The organism is Flectobacillus roseus (assembly GCF_030056595.1).
Taxonomy (GTDB): Bacteria; Bacteroidota; Bacteroidia; order Cytophagales; family Spirosomataceae; genus Flectobacillus; species Flectobacillus roseus.
Genome location: NZ_JASHIF010000007.1, coordinates 165,981 through 188,739 on the forward strand (window position 1 = coordinate 165,981; position 22,759 = coordinate 188,739).

The following is a 22,759-nucleotide window of genomic DNA, read 5'->3' on the forward strand; positions in this document are numbered from 1 at the left end:
TTTATTTTTGTGGATATTACCCACCGAGTTTATTGATTCAAAGGTAAGGTAAAATAGAAGGTCGAACCTGTGCTAGTTTGTGTATCAAACCAAATGCTACCTTTGGCATTATCCACAACCCATTTTGCCAGTGCAAGTCCCACGCCAGAACCTTGTTCTTTGGTGCTAAAATCAAGCATAAAAATTTTACTGCGGTCTTCTTCTGGGATACCTATACCGTTATCGGTTACACTAAACGTTATGGCCTCGATTCCTCTAATAAGGCGTACCGTAATAATAGGACTTCGGTGCGAAGGCACTGATTGAATGGCATTTACAATCAGGTTTTTAATAATATTTCCTGTAAGATGTCTATCTCCAACCACATAAATTGAATTTGCAGGAATATCCTTAATCAAACGAATGGTTTTGTCCTCCAAAAATAGATTAATCACCATGGTAGCTTCTGCGACAATGTCAAAAACCTCTTGCTTAGGAATTGGCATTCGAGCAAAATCTGAGAAAGAGTTAGCAATGTAAGACAAGTTATCTATCTGACCCGTAAGCGAATCTATCTGGTCTTTTATTTGAACGGCATCAATCGTTACTCCACGCGAAAGCTTATGTTGCAACAATTGCAAGGATAACTTCATTGGTGTCAAAGGATTCTTGATTTCATGTGCTACCTGTTTTGCCATTTGTTGCCAAGCTGACTGCTTATTGGAGTCTGACAAAGCAATTTTAGATTCCTCTAACTTGACTAGCATTTGGTTATAAGCTTTTATCAAAACGCCTATTTCATCGTCAGAGCGCCAGCTTAATGCCTCATTGGTTTTACTCAAATCTATTTTTCGTAATTTATTGGTAATAATCCGTAAAGGAACCGTAAGCGCATTAGAGGCAAAGAATGATAAGAGTAATAGTATCACGAAAATTGTGGTAAAGGCATTTAATAATGACCCAATTACAGCACTTACTTCTTTCTCATACCACACTTTCGCATCGTAAAAAGGGATACTAATAATTCCTAACAGGCGCCCCTCGTTCGAACGTATTCCGAGGAAGGAGGTCGTAAATGTCAAATTACCTAGTTGTTCGCTCAAACTTACTTTTAGCTCCTTTTCTTCCATCAACTTGATATAGGCCAGTGGATTCAAGAATTTTGAAACCATATTGGTTCTATAAATCAGGTTTTTGTTTGTTGCTAGTAACTTCCCTGTTGTATCAAAAATGCTTACAAACTTTTTACTATTCGAAACAATTTTTGTTAAAGTGTCCGACAAAAACTCTTCGCTCATTTTGCCCTGAGCATATTTATCCACCGCTGGCCATACACTGATACTTACATTTTCGGTCTGACTCAGATAGGACTGAGATTGACTTTCAGCCAATTTTGTTCCGATAATACTTAAGGTAATCCCCACCACTAAAATCAAAGGGAGTAAAAATGCTACGTTCAAATAAATCTGGATCTTGGTTGCCAAACTTACATTCATACGAGTAAAACCATATCGAACCGAATACAGCAACATCACACAAATAATGGTAACTACTAATACTAAAAACAAGAATGAAAAATTGGAGTATAGCCCAGAAGGCGTCATTTCCTCTGACGAAACGATAATTTTTCGATTATTTTTACCAGTTACACCCAAGTGTTTGAATCCGCTGTAAGTAATACCTTCAGAAAATAAAAAAGGATTATTTAAGACAGATAAAGGCATTTTTCTTTCATAATTATACCCTTTCCCACCTGAATTCACAATGCGTCCGTTTTCATAAACGGCAAAACTAAAATTACCTAATTCCAGCTGGGAGCCATCAGACATCGTCAAATCAGAAAAAGCATCTTTTGTGATACCATCACGCTCACGCAAATCTAGCACGATATATCCTACTTTTTCATCAAAATTGGTCTCTAATGGAACAAACTCAACATACTGTTTTACAAACCCATTGCGAGGTTCATTAATGAAAAATAAGTCAGGGTAATTGGTTTTATATTTGGGTTTGTTATACTCCTTTTCGTACGCTGCATAATTAGAAGATCCTTCTACATTTGTAAGCGAATTACCAGCTGGGTCAAATACCGATATTTCTACATCATAATAATCAAAGTAGTTATCTAACAATGATTTTTTGACATAATTCTGTACTTGTTCTCTTGGTAAAAGCGCTTTTCGAGCAATTTTCATCAGAGTTGTATCTTCCTTAATTTGAGTGACAAGTTTGCTCAGTAGAAACTCCCCTATCTCATCATTTTCTGCTAAGTACTTTTTCCCTAATTGTTGTTTCATTACCAAATCTCTCCGACTGGCTTGTTTATAAACCACATTGGTGGCCATAGCCGCACAAATAATTGACGCCGAAAAGAAATAGATTGTCGTTTGATATCGAAAAGTATAGAGATATCGTGGAAACTGCATCCAACAAATCAGGCCTATGTACAAGCCATGTAAGCTCAACACCCCTATTCCAATATCTAATAACAAAGCCCAAAACACCATGGAAAGCAAAGACGTCACAAGCAACAAGCCCATATAAACCATTGGCTTTGTCAAACGTAAAAGCTTGATAAATAAGTTGATAAGCACATGCGTCGCTAGGAAATACACTAAGCTTACCAACAAAAATATACCAATACAGGAGGTTTTGAGAGGCCTGTCCCAAAAATCAATACTGAGAGACAGATCTAGTCGGTATTGCGAGAAGATATAAATGTTGACTAGTACAAAATAGAGGCTTTTGTAAATGTAAAAACTCAGAAAGACAAAAATGCTGGCAATGGTTATTTTTAGACTTTGAGAAACGTGCATCACCCACAGATAGAATTTCATTTTGTAGTAATAATTCACCAAGTACAACAACAAGAAAAATATTACTATCAAATTGAGCATTAAATCACCCAAAGAAGGTACAATAGCCGATGAAGCATAAAACTTGGGATTAAACAAGTTGCTTTCGTAAAAAATAAAAGGCAAGGAATAAAACAGCATTACACCCCTCAATCCCACTAAAAAAACAACTAAAAGCAAAAAAGCCTTCTCATATTGGTGCTCATGATTGAATACCCAAATCAGACTCAATACAAATATGGTCAATAAAAATAACCCCAATACACCTAGCACAATGACATTGACAGGAATTGATTGATTTTTTAGGCTATCGGCCTTGGGTGGGGTAACCACAAATAAAAATATCTGATCTTCTGTATGAATGTTTAGGTGAGGATTCGTAGATTTCTCGACACTTAAATTTTGTGGGTCTATCGAAAAAATCGCAGGATTATAGGTAGATTTCAAATGGTTGGTTTCTGACTCGTATAATCGAAACAGTTCTATCAGCGAAAATATTTCATACTCACCTGTTTGCGCATGATTTACCACAAATTTATTCCTGTCGATTTCAAATGAACGAACCGTATAAGTACCTCTTACTTTTTCATATTCAGGAACAAATTTTGAATCTGACCAATAAATCAGAGCGTGATTCTTAAAAATAAAATACGGATGTGTCGAGTGAACAGCAAATTGAGAAAACTGAGGTTTAGGCCCTAGTGTTTGTAGCGTAGCGATTATTTTACGTAAATCTTCCTGCGAAACATTTACTTCCTCCTGTACCTTCTGCTGAACGTCATACAGATACTTATCTTCGGTAGCACTTACGGGTCCCTTTTCACTTAAAAAATAGACCAAAAAAGCCATACTAAAAGTTAGCAAAGCCAGTCCAAGAAATATTTTTCTCTTTTGTACTATAAATCGTATAAAGGATTGTAAATGTATTACCATGTATGACAACTATCTCTTAAAGGAGTTTGTAATTAATTTGGATTCTATTGTCTCAAAAATAATCAAGTAACTTGGATTCTTTGAGTAATTCATGATGAAACTGTTTAAATGGTTTTGAAAACAGCTTTCCGCTAATGAATTGACCCTAAAAAAAAGAGGCAGACTCCAAGAAGCCTACCTTTCCCTTAGTTTTTATTTACTATTTTTAAAAAATAGCTTGAGCAATTTTTTGCGTACTTTCTGATTTTGACATCGTGTAAAAATGTAAAATTGGCGCACCAAAATCCATCAACTCTTTACACTGTTGGATACACCATTCGATACCCACTTGCTTGACATCTTTATCCGATTTGCAAGCATTTACAGCATTGACCAAATCTATTGGAATATCCAAGTGAAATATTCTTGGCAATACAGTCAATTGTTTACGAGTTGCCAAAGGTTTAAGTCCTGGGATAATTGGGACATTGATTCCTTCTTCACGGCATTTTTTCACAAAATCAAAATACTTTTGATTGTCAAAAAACATTTGAGTGACGATATAATCAGCTCCTAATGCAACTTTTCTTCTCAAATACTCAAAGTCGACTTGGAAATTGGGAGCTTCAAAATGCTTTTCGGGATAGCCTGCCACACCGATACAAAAATTCGTCGGGGTGCTTTCGGTTTCTTCATGCAAGAGCTTTCCTTGATTCATACTTACCACTTGTTCTAGTAGCTCACTAGCATAAGCATGGCCTCCCTTCTCTGGCACAAAAGCAGCATTCCCTTTCACAGGGTCACCACGTAGCACCAATACATTATCGATACCAATGTAATGTAAATCAAACAAAAAATCTTCGGTTTCCTCTTGTGTAAAACCTCCACAAATCACGTGGGGTACCGCGTCTACCTTGAATCGGTTCATAATCGAAGCACAGATTCCGACCGTTCCAGGGCGCTTACGAGTAGGTATTTTCTCGATTCTTCCATTGATGACCTTTTCAATAAATTCTTCTCGGTGATAGGTAACTTCAATAAAAGGAGGCTGAAACTCCATCAAAGGCTCAATATTATTCATCAATGTTTGAATACTTTCACCTTTCACAGGAGGAATAATCTCAATTGAAAAGAGTGTTTTCCCTTTTGCTTCTTCTATATATTGGGTAATTTTCGTCATTTATAAGTCGTAATTAAAAAATTAAATCTATCGTTGTAGTTCAACCACCAAGTTTTCCCATTCTTTTTCTAATGAATAGGATGGCATTTTGGACTTGGCACGTGAGTACCAATAATTGGCATTCCAGTTGTCGCCTTCCTTGCGATGTAGATAGGCGTGCAAGCGATCATAGGGTTGACTTCCTTCGTTTGACTGAGCTATTTCATGAGCGGATTCCCAATCGCCTTTCGCATCATACCAAAGTGCTTTCAGAAATATATTACAATCTTGTGGGGGAAATTCTTCCGACAAGGTACTTTTCAAATAAGAGGCTGTAATCATTGTTGTGTATTGGATTCCATTTTGAAGCTGGAAAGTTACGCTATATGGTCAATTCAATAAAATATTTTTGAGAAAATCTGATGTCAACTATTAAATTTGGCATTTAAGGAATTCTGACTCTTCCTTGACTTTTGCACACTTTTTTGTACCTTGTTTGTGAGACTTTCACACATAAACACGTCATAAGCTTACTAATTGACTTTTAAATTTATTTGAACCTTTAATATTCAATCCGAACCATGAAACACATTTTCCTAGCCTTTATTACACTTTTAGGCTTTGGAGGTTTTGCTCAGACAAATCCTTCTTTTTACACAAAACAATTACAGTTCCCGCGTGTACGCGAAGCTGTCAAACTCAAAGGAAAGGCTGTGGAGGATTTATTAAAATCAAAAGGTATCAATACGCAAAAGTATGATATGTATATCAGGGCGTTCAAGAAAGAAAGAGTTCTTGAAGTTTGGGTCAAAAACCAAGAAAGCGCACAATATACTTTGGCAAAAACCTATGATTTTTGTGCCACTACAGGTGTCTTAGGACCTAAACGCCGCTCAGGTGACAGACAAATGCCCGAAGGTTTTTACACCGTAAATGCTTTCAATCCTCAAAGTGAATACATCCTTTCGTTTAGAGTAGGTTATCCTAATGCTTCTGACCTTAAATTTGCTGACCCTGTCAACCCAGGCGATAATATCTTTATCCACGGTTCTTGTTTGACCATTGGCTGTATCCCTGTTGGTGACGAACTTATCAACGAATTGTATCTTTTCGCAATCAAAGCAAAAAATAGTGGAAATGATATTCCTGTTCATATTTTCCCGACAAAATTGAGTGATGACAATTACAATGCCTTAAAACAAGAATTTAGCACCAATAATGACTTAATTGAATTTTGGTCTTGGCTAAAACCAGGGTATCAATACTTCGAAACTACCCACAAACTTCCTAAAGTGACTATTGCATCGGATGGGAAATATGTCGTAAACTAGGCTAGTTGAACAAGTAATGTAGCATATTTATAAACAACAAGAGACATTCTGAATTTTAAAAATTCGAGATGTCTCTTGTTGTTTATAAGTGATATATCTCGTAATATTCGAAACTAATACCTACAATCATGCTCTGAATCAAATCATTTTATGAAAAAAATTATATCTATTGACGCTATCAAAAAATTTGGATTTGAATTTTTATCTATCTTCATTGGTGTTTTTGCAGCCTTCGCACTCGACAGCTGGAATGAAACTCGAAAAGATAAATATGTAGAAATCAAGATTTTATCAGAAATCAATAATGGGTTAAGACAGGACATTCAAGATATGGAGCTCAATATGTTGGGACATAAACAGGGAATAGAGGCTACTACCTTCTTTCAAAAAGCTATCCTTTCACTACCTATCAATCATGACTCGACCAATGTTTACTATTTTAGATTGTTCCGTGATTTTATTTCAACCCAAAACTCTTCTGGCTATCAAACGCTCAAGTCGAAAGGATTAGAAATCATCGATAATGATTCACTTAGGTCTCAAATACTTTCTCTATATGAAAACGACTACAATTCTATCAGAAAATTAGAGGAGGAATATTCAGAATTACAATTTCATAAAAACTATTATGCCAAATTTAATGACTCCTTTGCTGAACACTTGACTTTTGATTCCAAAGGTGTAGTAAAAGGTATTAATAGCCCGATTGTTCTTACTACCAAACAAAAAAACATTCTACTTCTTGACCTGTACAGAATCAAAAGAAATAGAATGTTTGTGCTGAATATTTATGAAGATATTATTGTAAAAATCAAAGCCCTTCACAAAAACATTGAGGAAGAGTTACAGTAAAGTATTCTGATTTCTAAAACGTGTATCTGAAAGATAAAGCAAACTCATCGCCCCAAAATCCAGAATAATTGATGATGTTGACGGTCGGTTTCCAGTCTAAACTTATCGCCAAAGGAATTGTTCTTACTTTACCTTCCAACCCCAAAATACCATCTAGTCCCAACACGGTACGTTTGTCGCCAGTCAACCAACTTGGTCTGTCGTCACCCCATGTGTAAACGTGACCACCACCACCAATAAACCAGTTAAAATCTCTAGAATTAAAGGCTCTTCCATGCACCTCGTACAAGCCAGTAAGGCCAAATCCACGATAACGGAAAGTACCAATTGCCTCAAATGCTGCATTTTTGTTTACAAAAGTCTTGAAAGTGATCCCATTGGCAGCACCCAAACGCAGACCTAGCGCCGACTTGTATAATTGGGCATTCGAGCGGTAACTAACTGTAGATACTAAAGCAAATACAAGCGCAATAAATAAGAATTTAGTTTTCATAAAAGTAAGATGTTTAAGCAATAAAATTAAAAATGTACAAAAGCTGAGAGCGTGGAATGATGTTTAAATAAGGATTTCAACAACTCCACTTCTATAAAGGATAAATAGTAAAGATTAGTATATAAAATTGAGTATTCGGACAAAACTAACGCTGTAAAAGCTGTTGATATTCCTTTTCTGAAACAGTCAATAATCCTACTTTGGGTAGTCTCTTGGTCATTTCCAGCCAGTTAGTATCTTTTGCGTAAATCTTTTTCAACATGGCCTTTGCTTTCGCAATTTGATGGCTATTCGCCAAAGCAATTGCTGTCCAATATTGCATTTCTAAGTTATTAGGAAACATTTTCATAGCGGCGCCATATTCCTCCATCGCTTTTTTCATATCGTTTTTTTCCACTGCCAAATCTCCCTCATTCATATGCTCGTAGGCTCGTTGCACTTTCAATAATCGAGCTAATTCTACTAGTGGCAAAGCGTGATCATCTACCCTCAAATCGACTTTATGATTATCATCCCAAGGTTTTCCTGTGTCAGTAGCATTTACGACCAATAAGGCAGCAGATTGTTTTCCACGAATATCACCTCCTACTGCCTGAGCCGCTTCCATAGCTTTTAGCACTCTTTCGGCAAGCGGTAAATTAGCACTTGCTTCAAAAGCTTTTGCCATGGCAGCAGGTACTTTATCTGTAAGCATCATATTACTTTGTACTGAAAACTGAGTCCCCTTTACATGACCTGCAAAATCTACACAATTCTTGCCAGTATGTACAGCCACATTTCCGTTTTTATCGGCAATTCCAACCTGACGAACTTCTTTTCCAGCATCGTCAGATAAAAGAATATCAAGTGTTTCTTGAGCTGTTTTACCAGATTTCAACAAAGTTAAACCTCTTATTCCGAAAGACTTATTAACAAAACTTTGTGTTGCAATAGCTCCAACACCTGCTTCGGCCCAAGATACGGTTGTTCCAACACTAAACCAATGGCTTTGAACTCCAACCGCCATATCACCCGTTTGCGGGTCTCGGGCTACTATCGAAAATGTATGTGCGAACGCTTCGTTGTTTTGTGTTTTTTGAGCTATACCAGCCCCGCTCGTAAGGCAAAAGGTAATTAGGTAAAATAGTTTTTTCATTGTTGTCTGTTATTTGAAGTTAATCTAAAATTTGCTTTGCGAAATGAATTGTCACAAGACACCTGATAGATGGAGAACATTGGAGCATAAAAAAGGTTATCAAAACATTATTGATAACCTGAAGTAAATTATTTCTTAAGTCTTTCCACTGCCTCTTTTAAATCCGCAGGTACATCTATTCCAAAACTATCGTATGGGGTAATGGCAACCTTTATTTTGTATCCATGTGCTAGCCATCTCAATTGCTCTAACGATTCTGCTTTTTCGAGAACTGCCATCGGAAGTGAGGTAATTTTGCCTAAAATATCACTTCGGTACGCATAAATTCCGATATGCTTGTAGAAATTATGAGCATTGAGCCATTCACTTGGCTCTATTCCACGCAAATGCGGAATCGTTTGGCGTGAAAAGTAAATAGCCTCATCCAATTCATTGAAAATCACTTTGGGTGTATTGATATTAAATAAAGTTACTTGATCTTCAATTTTTTTAATCAAAGTTGCCAACTCTGTATTTCCATCCAAACAACCAGCTAAAATTTCAATTTGCCTAGGTTGAATAAAAGGTTCATCACCTTGTATATTAATCACATAATCAAATACTTCTTCAAACTCTGCTTCTACCTTCTGCAAGGCTTCAAAACAACGGTCTGTACCACTAGGATGCTCCGTTGAGGTCATCACTACTGCCCCACCAAACGCCTGAACGTGCTCAAAAATACGCTCATCGTCTGTAGCCACTACCACTTTTGACAATACCTCTGCTGAACTTGCTTGCTCATATACACGTTGAATCATTGATTTCCCTCCAATATCCACCAAGGGTTTGGCAGGAAATCGAGTAGAAGCATATCGTGCAGGAATTATTCCAAGAATTTTCATACCACTAGTTTTCAATAAAATGATCTTAATTTTACATTTCTCTCCGTAATTAAACAAGAGTTTGCCTTATTTGTTGTTACTTAAAAAGTCCTTCGCGACTTACAAAAGTATTATTTAAAACAAGATTTATTCAAAGGCAATCATCATATACGTTTTTGGCATCAGAATTGATTATTAGTTGATATTCTAGATGTTTAAAATCGTTTTTCAATCAGGGCTTTAAATTTAAGGAAAGGGTATTGATAAATAAAGTACTTTATCGCTAAAGTCTTAATTTTGTCGGCAGATGGTCGTATTTCAAATCTTGAGTATTTGTCAAAAAAGCCAATACAGACACTGTCTCGCCAAAAATTAGAGGTATATTATTTATACCTAAAACCTTTTTTCTTCGTTAATCAATTACTTGTTTGTGAAAAAACTATTTGCATTTACATTTCAAGAAAAAATCTGGAATATCCAACTTAGTGAGCACCATTTAGTTGCAGAGCTAAGAAATGAAACACTTCGAAAAGTGGAGCTCATCTGCATAGATTTAGTCAATGCAGCATTGATTTGGAAGCAATCCAGCCCGATCAATACATGGTGGCAAAGTCTTGGAAAACTAAACGATGACCTAGTAGAAATCATTGAGTTTTCGGAAGAGACCAAACCTCAAGTTACCCAAAAACATTATTTAAACATACAAACCGGCGAACTATCAGGGCATATACCCCAAGTATCAGATAATTTTTCCAGCCATCCCTATCGTTATTTGCAACCAGTCCATTATACTGAGCAAAACGAGTATTTTCCAGCAATTCATCGATTCCTTTACCGTTTATTAAATGTTGATATTCAAAAAGGGGTAGATTATTTAGAATATAAAGACAAGATTATTATTTCTTACTATCTTTACCAAGAAAATAGACTCTGGAATTACCTTCTAGTGGTGAACAATCGTAAAGAAGTATTGCTCAACGAATTACTTACTGAATCAGAGGGATTAGGTCTCGGCACCTTCACTGTTAAACCAGAAATTTTACTATATGTTAAGAACAAAAGCCAATTACACGGTTATGAGCTCAATTAAAAAATCCTTAAGTGAATTAACATTTACCTGCTTGGTTTTGACAGGTTCAACTGTTGTTGCCGAAGCCAAAGAGGTAGTAAAAGATTCTTTGGGATTGATTAGAGAAGGAGACAAAACTTTTGTTAAATACAAAGTGGACCCTAAGCAAACTTTGTTCTCAATCGTAAAAAGATTTGGTAGCAATGTGCCAGAATATAAGGCTGCAAACCCCGGTGCACCAGACGGTATCAAAGTAGGGGACATTCTAAAAATCCCATACAACAGAACTCTACGTAACCTTGGAGGTTCTCCTGCTGCATCAGTACCCCCTCGTAAGGTTGATCCAGCACCGCAATATCCAACAACGCCACCACAACAAACCAGCCCAAGTAATACTGGCGGTCCTAAAATGGTTACACACCTTGTGGAGCCAGGCCAAAGTCTCTATGGAATTGCATCAAAATATCACATCGCAGTAGCAGATGTTCGTAAGTGGAATAGCCTTTCTTCTGATAATTTAGAAGTGGGTCAAGTACTCATTATCGACCCCACAGAAGCTAGCAAAAGAAACAATACAGAAGCACGAAATTTTATTCAAAAAGTAGACGTTCAGCCCAATTATCCAACTGCTCCGTCTAACCCTCAACCGACGACGCCAGTAAGTACCTCTGAATCAGACGTGAAACTCTCATCTGAAGTAAGTCGCTCGCAATCAGGATATAAGAAAACTATTGAAACAGGCTTGGCTGAGCTTATTGATGTAGAAGACAAATCAGGAAAATATCTAGCTTTGCATCGTACAGCTCCAGTGGGAACTTTAGTCAACGTAAAAAACGTTGCTAATGGACAAAGTATTTGGGTAAAAGTTATTGGCCGACTACCAGACCTTGGTACCGACAAAGTGGTGATCAAATTATCGCCTCGGGCTTTTGAAAAACTCAATCCCGTTGACAAACGAATCAAAGCAGAAATTAATTATATGACTCCTTAATTCGAGCAAGGGATATTTACGGAAGTAACTATCCCTTGTTTGTTTTTATATTATGCCAAGACAAAAAAGACCACTGACAACTGGAGGAATTATTTTTAATATCCTCTATACATTAGCTTTTCCAGCTATTGCTACTTTTGCTTTTTTATATACTGTACTGGTTTGGATTTTCTCCATACCATCAAAATTCATTGCTTTTATAGCATCAAAAATCAAAAAATAGCAAGCGCTTAAGTATTAGTGTAAAACAAAATTGCATTAATTCGCTATAGGCTGTCAGCTTAAGGCATTAGGCCCCAAAGCTGAATTTTATTTTGCCTACTAACTTAAGTAATCGTGCAGAATTAGATTTGAGGTATGTGTTTAGGCACTAGGCAACAGGCGCAAGGCAAAGAGTGTAAAATGGTTTTTAATAACCACATCCATGCTTTTTACTAAGCCCTCCGCCGAAAGCTGAAAGCTGATAACTGAAAGCCCAAAGAACAATCTTAAATTCTATTTTGCCCACTAACTTAATTACTATTTCCTCAGAATGAACTCATTTGTGATAGAACTCTTGGAAGAAAAATTCCAAGAGTTTAACCAACCCAATTTTATACCCAACGATCCTATCTGTATTCCTCACGCTTTTAGTCTAAAACAAGATATTGAAATTATGGGATTTTGGGCCTCCATTCTTGCTTGGGGACAACGAAAAACCATCATCAATAAATGTAATGAACTGATTACTTTGATGGACGGAGCACCACATCAATTTATCACCCAACATCAATCTTCTGACCTAAAACGTTTCCTTAATTTCAAGCATAGAACCTTCAATTCTACCGACACTCTCTATTTTATCGAATGGTTTAAAGAATATTATGCAAAATATGACTCTCTTGAAGATGCTTTTGCACGATTTTTGCACGAGAATGACCAAACAACAGAAAATGCCCTGATTGGCTTTCATCAGCTATTTTTTAGTTTGGAGGACTATCCGCAAAGAACCCAGAAACACATTGCAACGCCATTACGAAAATCTACTTGTAAAAGAATTAATATGTTTTTGAGATGGATGGTTCGCCAAGATGACAAAGGTGTTGACTTTGGTATCTGGAATCGTATCCAACCTGCCCAACTTATCTGTCCATGCGATGTGCATGTCGACCGCGTGGCACGAAAATTAGGCTTGATACAGCGCCAAAGTACAGATTGGCTGACGGCATTAGAGCTTACGGAAAACTTAAGAATGCTCGACAAAAATGACCCTGTCAAGTACGATTTTGCTTTGTTTGGACTAGGCGTAGAAAAAGAAATGTAGATTTCCGCCACATAATCTACCCTAATTTTATTTAAGTAATAAGACGTTATTAGTTAATTGTATATTAGTTATTCGAAGGTATTCATAATCAAAAGGTTATACCTAAATCACACTTCGGATATACTATTAATATAATCTTTCCTATTACTTAAGTAATCGTGCAAAATTATATTTAAGTTTTTATTTTAGGCACTAGGCAACAGGCACTAAGCAATATGCAAGCAAAAGTATTCCTAAGAGAACCATGAATATATTTTTTGCCTAATGCCCACTGCTTACAGCCTAAAGCATAACAATGCTATCGAAATTGACTTCCTATTTAAAAGTAGTTTAACCATTAATTTTTATGACAGTAAATCCGAACTTATTAACTCCTCTGCTACTCTATTTTGACACAAAAGTGATATATCTAGGCACATAGCGCCTTTCCATATTGATTAAAATAGCTTTAACCACACTTGTAGCATCTAACTTTAATACATGAAACTTATTACAGCCTTATTACTGTTTGGTTCGATGTATGCCAGTGCCCAAAGTATCCAACATGTTGATTATAAGATCGATAATGACCAAGTAGTTGTAGATTATGATCTTGTAGATGGTGGGGCACAAAATATATCTCTCCAGTACAGTATCAATAACTCCCTATGGAAAAGTGTACCATTGCATGCGTGTAATGGCGACCTTGGAGTTGTAGAAACAGGTAAAGGCAAACGTATTGTTTGGCTACCACTTACTCACCTAGAAAACCTTTCGGGTCAATTAAAAGTAAGGGTCTACGGTACCAACCTTCCTCAAAGTATCAATACCTCCATGTTGCTAGTCAAAGGAGGCTTATTTCCCATGGGTAATCTTCAAGGTAAAGAAGATGAGAAACCTATTCGGTACGTAAAAATCAACAACTTTTATATTAGCAAATTTGAAGTAACCGTTAGCGACTTTCGCGCATTTGTAAATGCGACTGGTTATAAAACAGATGCTGAAAAAAAGGGCGGTAGCTACATATTTAATGGCGAAAGATGGGAAACAAAAAAAGGCATCAATTGGAGATTTGACCCATCAGGAAGTCCTCGGTCTGACATGGAAGACAATCACCCAGTAGTACATGTAAGCTGGAACGATGCTCAAGCATATTGTAATTGGCTGAAGAATGCTACTGGAAAAACATACCGACTACCAACCGAAGCTGAGTGGGAATATGTGGCAGGAAACGCCGATAAACACACAAAATTTAGCTGGGGAAATTATCAGCCCTTTAATATCCGAGTGAGTAACCTTGCAGACGAAAACACTGCATCAGTCTTGAAATGGACTAAAAGTAGCGATAGGATTTTTTGGGGTTACCAAGATGGATTTGTATTTACCGCACCCGTTGGCTCTTATACGCCTAATGATTTGGGAGTACATGACCTCACAGGCAATGTAGCGGAATGGTGCTCAGATTGGTATTCGATAAATTACTACAATCAGAACCAAAAAGACAACCCCCTAGGACCATCAAAAGGACATAGTAAAATAGTGAGAGGAGGAAGTTGGGAGTCGTCACCCAAAGAAACATTGACCTCAAGCCGAGACTATCACACACCCGATTTTAGATCATGTTTTATTGGATTTCGTATTTGTTATACCGAACACTAAATTTATCTATCAGCTATAGGAAAAACAGAAATAGGATACCGTATTTATTTGATAACAGATGTGAGCTATATTTACTCATTTTGATGTCGTCGCCTATTAAACATTACCTTACTTCCAGTTTATTTTTAGCATTATTCTAAATCATCCTTATCTCATGAGAATACTGATTTGTTTACAAGTTTTATTCCTGCTCATGCTAGGAAAATATGACTCAGAGGCACAAAATATCTCGATTCAGGGCATTAGTCCTGTTCATGCAGTTAATATTACCAAAAAAACCACTAGCAATAAACAAACTACACCTGCAAGCGCGATGCCAGTAACGCCACTGCCTGTTGTAACAAACCAAGTGATGAGTTCTAATTCCTATCTTACCAACACGCCTATGCCTACTAAAGGACGACGTATTGCTTTATTGATTGGAAATGGCACCTACAATTATGGCGGTAGTTTGGGAGAAAACCCTAAAAATGATGTTCAGGATTTGGGTAAAGCATTGACTGCTTTGGGTTTTGAGGTAAAGATCTTGGTTGACGCAAATTTGCAAAATGTCAAACAAGCTATTAAAGTTTTTCAAGAAAAAATTACTGGCGCTGAAATGGCCACTTTTTTCTACGCAGGTCACGGAATGGAAATTGCTGGCAAAAAATATATTATTCCTGTAGATGCACAACTTAAGCGCCCTGAAGATTTGGATGACTTTGCCTATAATATTGATTTTTTGTTTAGAAGACTCAAAACAGGAGGAGCCAAGCATAATTTGATTGTTTTGGACGCCTGTAGAAATGATCCCTTTCAGATTCAAGCTAGAGCCAATATTGAAACAGAAAGAGCATGGAAGGATGCCAATGTCTTTAGCCCTATTCAACTCAACAGATTTAATGCGGGTAACGTATATCTCGCTATGGCAACCGACTGGGGCAATAAAGCGAAAAATGGATACGGTCGCAATGGGGTTTACACGACACAATTATTGAAATTTCTAAAATCTGGAGAACGCCTTGAAAGAGTTTTTGACTTGACAGGAATCCAAGTTAAAAGAGAAACGCAAATGGAACAAAATCCTCAATTTTTCAAAGAGGTATCCATCGCTGATGAGTTTATTTTTTAGATTTTCCCATAATTCAGTGATTTTTGATTGAATGAATAAGTGTATTCTAGTCCTCGAGACGCAATGCTTTGCATTTTTAACTAAGTCAGACATAACATAATAGCCATCAAAAAGCGGTCGAAAATATTTCTCGACCGCTTTTTTTGATGTAGAGATAGGTCATAAGCATACTTTTAAAATTCAAAATGAGAAAAGTTTCTTCATTGCTAAATTTTGAATTTACTCAAAATATTCTTCCTTTTTGATTCCCTGTTGCATGAGTTTTAGGTCTACATTTGTGCAAAACGTTTGCTTTTATAACGCTCAAAATCAATGGATTTAGCTGCATCGTTATTGCATTTATCTGTTTCTATAAATTCTAAATCTCATGACTCAACATACGCACACGTCACATGGTCATACCTGTTGCCATGACGACGAACACGATACGCATAAGCATCAACATCACGAGCACGAGCATGACCATGCGGGTCACTCGCATGATGGAGACGTTTCTTTTCTACCCGCCATTATCTCCTTCGTTCTATTAGTCATTGGGGTAGTGTTTGACCATTGGATACAACCTACATGGTTTACGGGTTGGATACGTATGACTTTATACTTCGTAGCCTATATTCCAGTGGGCTTGCCAGTTATTAAAGAAGCGTGGGAAAGTATGTTAAAAAAAGACATTTTCTCTGAATTTCTCTTGATGAGTATTGCCACAATCGGTGCTTTTGGTATTGGCGAATACCCTGAAGGAGTGGCAGTAATGCTGTTTTATGCTGTTGGCGAAAGTTTTCAGTCTATAGCAGTAAAAAGAGCTAAATCCAACATCAAAAGCCTCCTCGACCAGCGTCCCGATACGGTGACCATTTTGATAGATAATCAGCCTATTGTCAAACAAGCCATTACTGTTTCAGTAGGAGAAATCATCCAATTAAAAGCAGGCGAAAAATTAGCCCTAGATGGTGAGCTTATTTCTGAAACTGCCACTTTCAACACCTCTGCCTTGACTGGCGAAAGTAAGCCAGATACTAAGAGAAAAGGTGAACCCGTATTGGCTGGAATGCTCAATCTAAACTCGATTGCTTTGGTAAAAGTTACTACAGCATATCAGGATAGTAAATTGAGTAAAATTTTGGATTTAGTGCAAAATGCCACCAAGCAAAAAGCGCCTACGGAGCTATTTATTCGAAAATTTGCCAATATTCATACACCTATTGTGGTCGGTTTGGCGGTAGCGATTACACTACTACCCTATTTGCTCGTTGCTGAGTATCATTTCCAAGAATGGCTATATCGTGCGTTGATTTTCTTGGTTATTTCTTGTCCATGTGCTTTGGTCATATCTATTCCACTAGGGTATTTTGGTGGTATTGGTGCGGCCTCTAAAAATGGCATTTTGTTTAAAGGGAGCAACTTCTTAGATGTCCTAGCGGCTATTCAACATGTTGTAATGGACAAAACAGGCACGCTCACCGAAGGCGTTTTCAAAGTACAGGAAGTCATTATAAAGGATAATTTTGACAAAAATCAACTTTTACAATTGGTAAATGCTTTGGAAAGTAAAAGTACGCATCCTGTAGCCACAGCAATCCATGAATATGTTGGCCCAATTGATTATAGTATCGATATCCAAAATATAGAAGAAATTGCAGGGTACGGTCTCAGCGCGACAATAGAAGGGGAAGAAATTCTTATTGGCAATTTTAAATTATTAGAAAAAAAGGGAATTACTTATGATATTGACCCATCTCAAATAGTTTATACCGTACTCGCAATTGGCTATGCTAGTCAGTTTGTAGGCTATATTACTATTGCAGACAACATCAAACTTGATGCCTCTCTGGCAATACAACAACTCCATAAGTTGGGCGTAAAAACAACCATGTTGAGTGGCGACAAAAATACAGTGGTACAATATGTTGCCCAACAAATAGGTATTTCGACTGCCGTTGGAGACTTGTTACCAGAAGATAAAGTCAATCAGGTAAAAGCCATAAAGACACAGCATGAAACGGTGGCATTTGTCGGTGATGGTGTAAACGATGCTCCCGTAATTGCCCTAAGCGATGCAGGAATTGCGATGGGTGGCTTGGGCAGCGATGCCACCATAGAAACTGCCGATATTGTCATTCAAGATGATCAACCTTTCAAAATAGCTACTGCTATTATCATCGGAAAAGAAACCAAACGTATTGTATGGCAAAATATCACGATGGCCTTTGTGGTAAAAGCCTTTGTTCTGGTACTTGGTGCTGGTGGATTAGCTACGATGTGGGAAGCGGTTTTTGCGGATGTAGGTGTGGCGTTGTTGGCTATTTTGAACGCTATTAGGATTCAGCGCATGAAATTCCAATAGATTTGGTGCTTTAAAGTGACTCTCTTAAATTTGCTTTCTGGTCTTGTCCTAGACCAGAAAGCATCCTTTTTACTTACCTTAAAGTAGGAACAGTATTCTTGAAGGATATAATCCATCAACCCTGCTTACTAACTATTTCAAAAACTCTCATGAAAATCACCCAAAGTACCTTTGGACTATTCAATGAATATGTTCTTCAAAACCCTTCTACCAACGAAGCTGTACACATTTTACCAGAATTAGGAGGCATTATTCATCAATTAGTCTTAAAAACAGAGACTGGTTTGCACAAAATCATCAACTGTGGTAATACTCCTGAAGAACTACTTTCGAGCTTATTATCCTATCCTTCTACTCATTTGTTTCCTTGGGGAAATCGTGTGAAAAGTGGTCAGTATGAATTTGAAGGTATTAGTTATCAATTGCCCCTCAATGAAGTGGGTTTGAAAAATGCGCTTCATGGCTTTGTGTACACTTCTCCTTTCAAAGTGTATGAAACTACCGAATCAGAAACTGAAGCTGTTTTAACCTTAGAATATCTTTATAAAGGCGGTTATGTAGGTTATCCATTTCCATTTCAATTATTAATCAAGCATACTTTAAATACGAAAGGGTTAACACTTAGTTATACAATTAATAATATTGGTGCAGGAAACCTCCCAGTTAGCTTGGGCTGGCATCCATATTTCAGCATTGAAGGTGAAACCAAAAATGATTGGACTGTTAGTTTTCCGTCGACGCACCAATACTTACTTGATGATCAAATGTGTCCAGTAGATAGAACGCCTAAGCATTATGCAGAAGGTTTTAATTTGGATGGGCAGGTTTTAGATGCAGTTTTTGCGGTAGAAAAACAAGAAATCGTAGAGGTTGTTCTTCAATCTAACAAACAAGATTTGTCGATAAAAGTATGGCAACAAGCAGGAGAACAACAATTTAACTATAGCGTCGTATACACACCACCAACAGGCGACCGCATTGCGATAGAGCCAATGACAGCCCCAACCAATGCACTAAATTCGAAAGAAAATTTGTTGATAATCAGTGCAGGAGAATCTTACACCGTGGAATGTGGAGTAATGGTGTTTTAAAAAATTGTGAGTTATGAATTGTGAATCACTCACAATTCATAACTCACAATTCACAATTATTTGTCTCTTTTTCTATTCTGTATTTTTTCGTAAACCATCTGGATAATTCCATCTTTCAATCCTAAATCTGGAACGATAATACTTTTGGCCCCAGCCCATTTCATGGCGTTCAGATAAATTTCGGCCGCTGGTACAATTACATCGGCACGGTCAGCATTCAAACGAAGTTTGTTAATTCGTTCTTCATAAGTAAAACCAGCTACATATTCTTTAATTTTTGTCAATTCCTTCAAACTCATCGACGTTTCGGTATCGTGGTTCGAAGCAATATTAAAGAGTTTGTTTATATTACCTCCAGTACCCACAGCAGTTACCTGAGATTTAGATGGGTCTACGTGCATTTCAATCCACTTACGCATTTTTTCCCAATCACCTTCACGCTCTTTGTGCTCAAGTAAGCGCACAGAACCAATTTTGAATGAACGAGACGCTACTTTCTGACGATTCATGTAGATATTCAACTCTGTAGAGCCACCGCCTACATCGATATGTAAATAATTACTATCGTCCAAAGCTTGAACCACCACATCATTAATCAACTCAGCTTCTTTCGAACCATCGATGATATTAATTTTCATATCCAAAATTTTATGGATACGCGTGATAATAGCCTCAGCATTTCCAGCTTCACGCATGGCAGAAGTAGCACAAATCATGTAATCTTTTACTTCATGTAAGTCCATTAATAACTTGTAGGCATTCAATAATTTGAAAATACGCACCTCAGATTCGGGGCTAATTTCGCCTTCATTAAATACATCATGTCCAAGACGAAGCGCAAAACGAACATATTCTACCTTCTTAAAACTAATTTTTCCGTCATTCTCTAATACCTTCGAGATTTGCATTCGGGCGGCATTAGAGCCTATGTCAATCGCTGCAATTTTCATGCTTTCTTCTTTCTATGCAGTAGCTTTTTGCTTATTTATTAAAAGTAAATCCATTTCCATCCTCCTCAAAATCAAGCTCTACGCCGATTAAGTACATAAGGTGGTGCTTGTTGATAATGAGTTGAATACCATCTATTTCGTATAACTCATCGTGATCCTCTTTTTTATCAAATCCAATCAGATAACTTGCACTACAGGCGCTTCCTCTTAAACCTACTCTCAAGTAATAATCCTCAGGAATTCCTTTGATGGTAAGTGCTTTTAGAATTTCTTGTTGAGCAATTTCAGTAATCGTAATTGGAATTATTGTTGGACTATTCATTATTCGTGTCTAAAAACAATTCGGTTGATATGACTGACTTTGTACACAATTTGCTTCTTCTCAAACGAAGCTATACAGTTCAGGGCGAAAATACTTATTTTTGAAAGATTTTCCACAAAACAACGTTAATAACCCTACATTACAAAATGTATTTAATCATTTGTAAAACTGATGAAGCTCTTGGCAGAAAGTATTACAGATAAACCCCAACTTTATGGAAATAGTTGCCGATTTAATTAAAGTATTAGTACCTGCTAGTTTAGTCCTTTGGGCTATGTACTTGACATTGAGTTCTTTTTTGAGAAAAGAATTTGCACAAAAAAATCTTGAACAGCGTTTGGAGGCTCAAAAAACAGTATTACCCATTCGCTTAGAGGCTTATGAGCGCATTTGTTTATTGCTCGAACGTATGTTGCCCAACAATCTACTCATTCGTTTGTCTAATCCTGAGTTTAATGTTGTAAGCTTTCAACAAGTATTAATTGCCGAAATTCGTGCAGAGTTAGCACATAATTTTTCACAACAATTATACATCAGCGACGACGCGTGGTTGAGTGTAAAAAATGCCTTGAACGAAACCATTTCTATGATTAACCTTTCCGCTCAGGAACTGGACCCGAATGCCCCATCAATTGAATTATCTAAAAAAGTAATCGAAAAGGTCTTACAAAATCAACATTTTAGCACTGAGTCGGCTTTAAATTTTGTCAAAGACGAAGCTCGAAAATTATTTTAGCATATTGTGCATCCATTCTTCCTTTGTAACTAGCAAAGGAATTGCTAAATTAATGTATTGTAAAGAGTAGTATTCAAGCCGAGTTTCTCTTTATGAAGAACAACATATAATCAAGTCCCTAAACTATGCAACAAAATCTTTCTCAGAAAACCAACTTACAGCATCTTTTTAGTATCCCTGTGATTGTAGCCGCCTTGGGCTACTTTGTCGATATTTATGACCTATTGCTTTTTGGCATTGTACGTGTACCAAGCCTTCAAGATATGGGGCTTAGTAAAGAAGAAATCGGTGTTATTGGCAAAAATATTCTTAACTGGCAAATGGGTGGTCTATTATTAGGAGGTATCTTATGGGGTATCTTAGGTGATAAAAAAGGTCGTTTGTCAGTATTATTTGGTTCTATTCTTACTTACTCTTTGGCCAATATTGGTTGTGGTTTTGTCAAGGATCCTACCACTTATGCCCTATTACGCTTTGTAGCAGGTATTGGCTTGGCTGGAGAGCTTGGTGCAGGTATCACTTTGGTGTCTGAAGTATTACCGAAAGAACTTCGTGCTATTGGTACCTCGATCGTTGCTGGCGTAGGTTTGTTTGGCGCCGTGGCAGGATATTTTACTGTTGAGTTGTTTGGTGGCTGGCGCACAGCCTATTTTGTAGGTGGTGGCTTAGGAGTGATTTTGTTATTACTTCGTATTAGTGTTTTCGAATCAGGTATGTTCGAGAATATTAAGCATCAAACAGGGGTAAAAAAAGGGAATTTCTTTGCGCTTTTCACCAATGCCGATCGCTTATCTCGTTACCTCAAATGTATTGCGATTGGGATGCCAACGTGGTTTGTGATTGGCATTTTGGCAACATTTGCTAACGAATTTGGTGAAAAATTAGGCATTGCTGAAGAAATCAAACCTGGGAAGGCTATTATGTTTTGCTATATAGGTTTGGCGATTGGCGACTTGGCCAGTGGGTTTATTTCTCAGTTTTTAAGCTCTCGTAAAAAAGCCGTTTCTTTATTACTTGTCCTTACCTTAATTTGCAGCATTTATTACCTTTACGCAGGGATGAACTCTGCACAAGAACTATATACTGTTTGTGTGTTTGCAGGCTTTTCTGTAGGTTACTGGGCCATGTTTGTGACCATAGGAGCCGAACAGTTCGGTACCAACCTCAGAGCTACAGCTGCTACAACTGTACCCAATATGGTGCGTGGCACTGTGATTGGAATGACATCGATGTATGCTGGTCTAAAACCAAGTTTAGATGTCTTCAATGCCGCAGCCATCGTAGGCATTATTTGTTTTGTATTCGCATTTTATTCAATTTTAACTATTCCAGAAACACATAACAAAGATTTGGACTATTTAGAAGAGTAAAATGAGTGTAGAGTTTTGAATGCGGAGTAAATGATTTAGTGAATGGTGGTTGAGTGATTTAGTGATTATTTCAAAAATCTATATTTCACTAGTAGAGACGCAATGCTTTGCGTCTAAAAATATAGTATCAAAAAGGCGTTCGAAATGAGTTTTTCGAACGCCTTTTTTGATTAACTGTCGAGATATTTCTAGGAAGGTATCTAGGAATTATGTTTGATTAATACACACTATTTAGACGCGAAGTATTGCGTCTCTACA

19 protein-coding genes are annotated in these 22,759 nt (G+C 37.1%); 11 read left to right on the forward strand and 8 right to left on the reverse strand.

From position 1 onward, the window contains the following. Positions 1-29: 29 nt before the first annotated feature. The 3 genes from QM524_RS07800 to QM524_RS07810 all read right to left on the reverse strand — a co-directional run bounded on the left by QM524_RS07800 (position 30) and on the right by QM524_RS07810 (position 5,244). The gene (locus QM524_RS07800; RefSeq protein ID WP_283344136.1) at positions 30-3,683 is read right to left on the reverse strand and encodes a sensor histidine kinase; all 3,654 of its coding nucleotides are present in this window, start codon (positions 3,681-3,683) and stop codon (positions 30-32) included. 289 nt (positions 3,684-3,972) lie between these two features. Further along, positions 3,973-4,926, reverse strand: coding sequence for a methylenetetrahydrofolate reductase [NAD(P)H] (gene metF, locus QM524_RS07805; RefSeq protein ID WP_095160319.1), 954 nt, complete (start codon positions 4,924-4,926; stop codon positions 3,973-3,975). Between the two features lie 27 nt (positions 4,927-4,953). Next, positions 4,954-5,244 carry a hypothetical protein gene (locus tag QM524_RS07810; protein ID WP_374760869.1) on the reverse strand — a complete coding sequence of 97 codons (291 nt, stop codon included), beginning with the start codon at positions 5,242-5,244 and terminating at the stop codon, positions 4,954-4,956. A 242-nt stretch (positions 5,245-5,486) separates the two neighbouring features. Here QM524_RS07810 and QM524_RS07815 point away from each other — a divergent pair, with 242 nt between their 5' ends. Next, complete coding sequence (locus QM524_RS07815; RefSeq protein WP_283344137.1) at positions 5,487-6,236, forward strand: L,D-transpeptidase family protein; 750 nt, start codon at positions 5,487-5,489, stop codon at positions 6,234-6,236. A gap of 150 nt (positions 6,237-6,386) precedes the next feature. Then, positions 6,387-7,088, forward strand: coding sequence for a hypothetical protein (locus QM524_RS07820; protein WP_283344138.1), 702 nt, complete (start codon positions 6,387-6,389; stop codon positions 7,086-7,088). Positions 7,089-7,101: 13 nt separating this feature from the next. On the opposite strand, the gene QM524_RS07825 is transcribed toward QM524_RS07820, so the two are convergent. From QM524_RS07825 to kdsB, 3 genes are all read right to left on the reverse strand, one after another. Beyond that, the gene (locus QM524_RS07825) at positions 7,102-7,581 is read right to left on the reverse strand and encodes a hypothetical protein (protein WP_205749673.1); all 480 of its coding nucleotides are present in this window, start codon (positions 7,579-7,581) and stop codon (positions 7,102-7,104) included. Between the two features lie 145 nt (positions 7,582-7,726). Beyond that, entirely contained in the window at positions 7,727-8,716 is a 990-nt protein-coding gene (locus tag QM524_RS07830) for a DUF1028 domain-containing protein (RefSeq protein ID WP_283344139.1), read from the reverse strand. Positions 8,717-8,844: 128 nt separating this feature from the next. Continuing rightward, positions 8,845-9,597, reverse strand: coding sequence for a 3-deoxy-manno-octulosonate cytidylyltransferase (gene kdsB, locus QM524_RS07835; protein WP_283344140.1), 753 nt, complete (start codon positions 9,595-9,597; stop codon positions 8,845-8,847). Positions 9,598-10,006: 409 nt separating this feature from the next. Here kdsB and QM524_RS07840 point away from each other — a divergent pair, with 409 nt between their 5' ends. The 7 genes from QM524_RS07840 (at position 10,007) to QM524_RS07870 (ending at position 19,123) form a co-directional block, all read left to right on the forward strand. Then, entirely contained in the window at positions 10,007-10,666 is a 660-nt protein-coding gene (locus tag QM524_RS07840; protein WP_166579346.1) for a DUF4905 domain-containing protein, read from the forward strand. Further along, positions 10,623-11,636, forward strand: a complete 1,014-nt coding sequence (locus tag QM524_RS07845; RefSeq protein WP_283344141.1) for a septal ring lytic transglycosylase RlpA family protein — start codon at positions 10,623-10,625, stop codon at positions 11,634-11,636. The genes QM524_RS07840 and QM524_RS07845 overlap by 44 nt, the downstream gene beginning before the upstream one ends. A 532-nt stretch (positions 11,637-12,168) precedes the next feature. Continuing rightward, positions 12,169-12,939 (forward strand): TIGR02757 family protein, encoded by a 771-nt coding sequence (locus QM524_RS07850; protein WP_166579348.1) that lies wholly within the window; start codon positions 12,169-12,171, stop codon positions 12,937-12,939. 480 nt (positions 12,940-13,419) lie between these two features. After that, positions 13,420-14,577, forward strand: coding sequence for a formylglycine-generating enzyme family protein (locus tag QM524_RS07855; RefSeq protein WP_283344142.1), 1,158 nt, complete (start codon positions 13,420-13,422; stop codon positions 14,575-14,577). 154 nt (positions 14,578-14,731) lie between these two features. Continuing rightward, the gene (locus QM524_RS07860) at positions 14,732-15,688 is read left to right on the forward strand and encodes a caspase family protein (protein ID WP_095160309.1); all 957 of its coding nucleotides are present in this window, start codon (positions 14,732-14,734) and stop codon (positions 15,686-15,688) included. Between the two features lie 367 nt (positions 15,689-16,055). After that, a complete protein-coding gene (locus tag QM524_RS07865; RefSeq protein WP_283344143.1) occupies positions 16,056-18,032 on the forward strand; it encodes a heavy metal translocating P-type ATPase in 1,977 nt (658 codons plus the stop codon). Positions 18,033-18,181: 149 nt separating this feature from the next. Beyond that, positions 18,182-19,123, forward strand: a complete 942-nt coding sequence (locus QM524_RS07870) for an aldose 1-epimerase (RefSeq protein ID WP_283344144.1) — start codon at positions 18,182-18,184, stop codon at positions 19,121-19,123. Between the two features lie 56 nt (positions 19,124-19,179). Here QM524_RS07870 and QM524_RS07875 read toward each other — a convergent pair whose 3' ends face one another. Beyond that, positions 19,180-20,073: a Ppx/GppA phosphatase family protein gene (locus tag QM524_RS07875; RefSeq protein WP_166553321.1), complete on the reverse strand. Its 894-nt coding sequence runs from the start codon at positions 20,071-20,073 to the stop codon at positions 19,180-19,182. Positions 20,074-20,104: 31 nt separating this feature from the next. Further along, complete coding sequence (locus QM524_RS07880) at positions 20,105-20,395, reverse strand: HesB/IscA family protein (protein ID WP_095160306.1); 291 nt, start codon at positions 20,393-20,395, stop codon at positions 20,105-20,107. Positions 20,396-20,609: 214 nt separating this feature from the next. Here QM524_RS07880 and QM524_RS07885 point away from each other — a divergent pair, with 214 nt between their 5' ends. Both QM524_RS07885 and QM524_RS07890 read left to right on the forward strand, forming a co-directional pair. Beyond that, the gene (locus QM524_RS07885; protein WP_166579351.1) at positions 20,610-21,131 is read left to right on the forward strand and encodes a DUF7935 family protein; all 522 of its coding nucleotides are present in this window, start codon (positions 20,610-20,612) and stop codon (positions 21,129-21,131) included. 125 nt (positions 21,132-21,256) lie between these two features. Then, a complete protein-coding gene (locus QM524_RS07890; protein WP_283344145.1) occupies positions 21,257-22,501 on the forward strand; it encodes an MFS transporter in 1,245 nt (414 codons plus the stop codon). Positions 22,502-22,759: the final 258 nt, after the last annotated feature.

Excerpts from the sequence above, each read along its gene's own strand:
- QM524_RS07870 (WP_283344144.1), top strand. The coding sequence starts at position 18,182 with ATGAAAATCACCCAAAGTACCTTTGGACTATTCAATGAATATGTTCTT.
- QM524_RS07850 (WP_166579348.1), top strand. The coding sequence starts at position 12,169 with ATGAACTCATTTGTGATAGAACTCTTGGAAGAAAAATTCCAAGAGTTT.
- QM524_RS07800 (WP_283344136.1), bottom strand. The coding sequence starts at position 3,683 with ATGGCTTTTTTGGTCTATTTTTTAAGTGAAAAGGGACCCGTAAGTGCT.
- kdsB (WP_283344140.1), bottom strand. The coding sequence starts at position 9,597 with ATGAAAATTCTTGGAATAATTCCTGCACGATATGCTTCTACTCGATTT.
- QM524_RS07825 (WP_205749673.1), bottom strand. The coding sequence starts at position 7,581 with ATGAAAACTAAATTCTTATTTATTGCGCTTGTATTTGCTTTAGTATCT.
- QM524_RS07845 (WP_283344141.1), top strand. The coding sequence starts at position 10,623 with ATGTTAAGAACAAAAGCCAATTACACGGTTATGAGCTCAATTAAAAAA.
- QM524_RS07875 (WP_166553321.1), bottom strand. The coding sequence starts at position 20,073 with ATGAAAATTGCAGCGATTGACATAGGCTCTAATGCCGCCCGAATGCAA.
- metF (WP_095160319.1), bottom strand. The coding sequence starts at position 4,926 with ATGACGAAAATTACCCAATATATAGAAGAAGCAAAAGGGAAAACACTC.
- QM524_RS07880 (WP_095160306.1), bottom strand. The coding sequence starts at position 20,395 with ATGAATAGTCCAACAATAATTCCAATTACGATTACTGAAATTGCTCAA.
- QM524_RS07820 (WP_283344138.1), top strand. The coding sequence starts at position 6,387 with ATGAAAAAAATTATATCTATTGACGCTATCAAAAAATTTGGATTTGAA.
- QM524_RS07855 (WP_283344142.1), top strand. The coding sequence starts at position 13,420 with ATGAAACTTATTACAGCCTTATTACTGTTTGGTTCGATGTATGCCAGT.
- QM524_RS07865 (WP_283344143.1), top strand. The coding sequence starts at position 16,056 with ATGACTCAACATACGCACACGTCACATGGTCATACCTGTTGCCATGAC.
- QM524_RS07860 (WP_095160309.1), top strand. The coding sequence starts at position 14,732 with ATGAGAATACTGATTTGTTTACAAGTTTTATTCCTGCTCATGCTAGGA.
- QM524_RS07890 (WP_283344145.1), top strand. The coding sequence starts at position 21,257 with ATGCAACAAAATCTTTCTCAGAAAACCAACTTACAGCATCTTTTTAGT.
- QM524_RS07885 (WP_166579351.1), top strand. The coding sequence starts at position 20,610 with ATGGAAATAGTTGCCGATTTAATTAAAGTATTAGTACCTGCTAGTTTA.
- QM524_RS07815 (WP_283344137.1), top strand. The coding sequence starts at position 5,487 with ATGAAACACATTTTCCTAGCCTTTATTACACTTTTAGGCTTTGGAGGT.
- QM524_RS07830 (WP_283344139.1), bottom strand. The coding sequence starts at position 8,716 with ATGAAAAAACTATTTTACCTAATTACCTTTTGCCTTACGAGCGGGGCT.